The 2,846-nt window shown below is 74.7% G+C and carries 4 protein-coding genes and 1 pseudogene; all 5 read left to right on the forward strand.

From position 1 onward, the window contains the following. Positions 1-204 (forward strand): annotated as a pseudogene (locus tag SACPADRAFT_RS32170) (biotin--[acetyl-CoA-carboxylase] ligase); the annotation flags it as partial. Between the two features lie 63 nt (positions 205-267). Beyond that, entirely contained in the window at positions 268-819 is a 552-nt protein-coding gene (locus SACPADRAFT_RS0204010) for a PH domain-containing protein (protein ID WP_007027137.1), read from the forward strand. Next, the gene (locus tag SACPADRAFT_RS0204015; protein ID WP_007027138.1) at positions 806-1,750 is read left to right on the forward strand and encodes a hydroxymethylglutaryl-CoA lyase; all 945 of its coding nucleotides are present in this window, start codon (positions 806-808) and stop codon (positions 1,748-1,750) included. Before SACPADRAFT_RS0204010 ends, SACPADRAFT_RS0204015 begins: the two co-directional genes overlap by 14 nt. Positions 1,751-1,888: 138 nt before the next feature. Continuing rightward, on the forward strand, positions 1,889-2,368 hold the full coding sequence (locus SACPADRAFT_RS25460; protein WP_007027139.1) for a YbaB/EbfC family nucleoid-associated protein: 480 nt from the start codon (positions 1,889-1,891) through the stop codon (positions 2,366-2,368). After that, on the forward strand, positions 2,358-2,723 hold the full coding sequence (locus SACPADRAFT_RS25465; protein ID WP_007027140.1) for a PE domain-containing protein: 366 nt from the start codon (positions 2,358-2,360) through the stop codon (positions 2,721-2,723). The genes SACPADRAFT_RS25460 and SACPADRAFT_RS25465 overlap by 11 nt, the downstream gene beginning before the upstream one ends. Positions 2,724-2,846: the final 123 nt, after the last annotated feature.

The following is a 2,846-nucleotide window of genomic DNA, read 5'->3' on the forward strand; positions in this document are numbered from 1 at the left end:
GCCGCCGGATTGCTGGACGAGTACCGGGACCGCTGCGTGACGCTGGGGCAGCCGGTCCGGGTCGAGGTGTCCGGGGCCGCACCGTGGACCGGCACGGCCGTGGACGTCGACCCCACCGGGGCGCTGGTGGTCGACGCGGGCGGCGGCCGCCGGAGGACGGTCTTCGCGGCCGATGTGGTGCATCTCCGGCCCGCTTACGGGTGAAGCGCCACCGTGGGCGGTACGGTGACCGCACGGCCGAACACGGTGTGGCGGGGGTGTTGACGAGTGGCCTACCCGGACGAACTGCTGAGTGACGGTGAGCACGTGGTGGCCCACCGCCACCCGCACGTCAAGATGCTGGTCTTCCCCGTGCTGGTCCTGCTGGCCACCGTCGGGGTGGGGAGCTGGCTGGCGACCCTGGCCGTCGGTCTCGACCCGCCGTGGGACATGGTGTCGCTGATCGCGCTCGGCGTCGTGGCCGCCTGGCTGGTGACCTGGCTGTTCCTCACCCCGTTCGTGCGGTGGCGCACGACCCACTTCATCGTGACCACCGACCGGGTGATCACGCGGGAGGGCGTGCTCAAGCGCACCGGCATCGACATCCCGATGGCCCGGATCAACAGTGTGCGGTTCGAGCACGGGCTCGTGGACCGGATCTTCGGCTGCGGCACCCTGATCATCGAGTCCGCCTCGGACGAGCCGTTGACGTTCGGCGACATCCCCGACGTCGAGCGGATGCACAGCCGGATCTACCGGCAGGTCAACGACAATCCCTACGACGACTACCGGCCCGCCGACCCCGCCGACGGGCGTGAGGAGTGGCATGGGCGTGCGTGAACTGGGGCTGCCGGAGCGGCTGCCCACGGCGGAGGGCCTGCCGGAGCGGGTGACGATCTGGGAGGTCGGCCCGCGCGACGGACTGCAGAACGAGTCCGCGGTGGTGCGGGTGGAGGTGAAGCTGGAGTTCCTCGACCGGCTGGCCCGGGCCGGACTGACCACGGTGGAGGCGACCAGCTTCGTGCGCCCGGAATGGGTGCCGCAGCTCGCCGACGCCGAGACGCTGCTGGAGCGGCTCGCCCCGCACCCGGGTGTGCGCTACCCCGTCCTCGTGCCGAACCGGCGCGGGCTGGAGCGGGCGCTGGCCGCCGGGGTGGGGCACATCGCCGTGTTCGCCAGCGCCACCGAGACGTTCGCCCGGCGCAACCTCAACTCGGGGCTGGACGAGCAGTTCGCGATGTTCGAGCCGGTGGTGGCGAAGGCCCGCGCGGAGGGCCTCGACGTGCGCGGGTACCTGTCCATGTGCTTCGGGGACCCGTGGGAGGGGCCGGTGCCGCCCGCCCAGGTGGTCCGGGCGGGCAGGCGGCTGCTCGACCTCGGCTGCACCCAGCTCTCCCTCGGCGACACCGTCGGCGTCGCCACGGCGGGCAGCGTGGAGGCGCTGCTGGACGCCTTCGCCGCGGAGGGCGTGGACCCCGGCGCGCTCGCCGTCCACTTCCACGACACCTACGGTCAGGCGCTGGCGAACACGCTCGCGGCCCTGCGCCGGGGCGTGCGCACGGTCGACTCGTCGGCGGGCGGGCTCGGCGGTTGCCCGTACGCGGAGTCGGCGACGGGGAACCTCGCCACCGAGGACCTGGTGTGGATGCTGGACGGTCTCGGCGTGCGGCACGGGGTCGATCTGGACGCCCTGGTCGAGGCGAGCGTGTGGATGGCGGACCGGCTCGGCAGACCCAGCCCCTCCCGGGTGGTGCGCGCGCTCGCCGGGTGAACCGTGGCGACCTCTCCCGATCCCGCGCGGCGCGGCCGGGACAGGGGGCCGGGCGGGACGGAACCGCACGGGCACGGCCGGCGTCCGACGGGTGCCGACCGCTGTGCACGAGAGACCTTCGACGTCGGGGAGAGGGCCGTGACCGAGCATCAGGCGCGGGTGGAACAGGCACTCGCGGACTACCGTCGCAGCAGGGAGCGGCTCATCGCCGCGCAGCGGGAACTGGCCTCCGTCCGGGCGTCGGCGAGCAGTGCGGACGGCTCGGTGACGGCCACCGTCGGGCTGCGGTCCGCGTTGACCGGGCTGACGATCGACGACCGGGCGTACCAGCGGTACCGTCCCGCCGAACTCGCCGCCGAGATCGTGCGCCTGACGGCCGAGGCCGGCGCGGAGGCGTTCGCGTCGGCGGGCGAGGTGCTCGCGCCCGCGCTGGACTCCGGCACCGACCCGCAGGCGCTGCTGCTGGGCACCGGTGATCTCACCGCGGAGGAACTGGCCCCCGCGGAACCGGACACCGACGGGCCCGTCGCCCCCACGGACGGCCCGGACGGCCCGGACTTCGACGACCGTGACTGGCTGCACGGCGACGGCGCGCGGGACGGCTGCGATGGGCGGTGACGGGTTCACCGCCGACCCGGAGCGGCTCGCCGCGCGGGCCGCGGAGTTCGACGACCTCGTCGACCGGGCCCGGCGGATCGTCGACGGGTTGACCCGCAGCCTGGACGAGGGCCCGGAGCCCTGGGGGAGGGACGCTGTGGGCCGTGCGTTCGCGGCGGCACACGTCGATCCCGCGACGCGGACCCGGGAGACACTGGAGGAACTGCCGGCGGCCCTCGGCGGTCTGGGTACCGCGTTCGCCGAGGCGGCCGAGGCCTACCGCGCCGCCGACCGGGCGGCGTCCGAGACCGTGTCCGGGGCGGCGGACACCGGTTCGGCGGGCACCGGCCCGGCAGGCACGGGATCGACCGGGTAGGGGGACGGAATGGGGATCGAACTGCCCGCCGAACTCGCCGGGGTCGCCGGTGCCGTCGGGGTCGAGTGGCCGGAGGCGGACGAGGACGCCCTGCGCGCACAGGCGGGCGCGTGGCGGCGGGCC

It is taken from the genome of Saccharomonospora iraqiensis subsp. paurometabolica YIM 90007 (assembly GCF_000231035.2).
In the GTDB taxonomy this organism is placed as follows: Bacteria; Actinomycetota; Actinomycetes; order Mycobacteriales; family Pseudonocardiaceae; genus Saccharomonospora; species Saccharomonospora paurometabolica.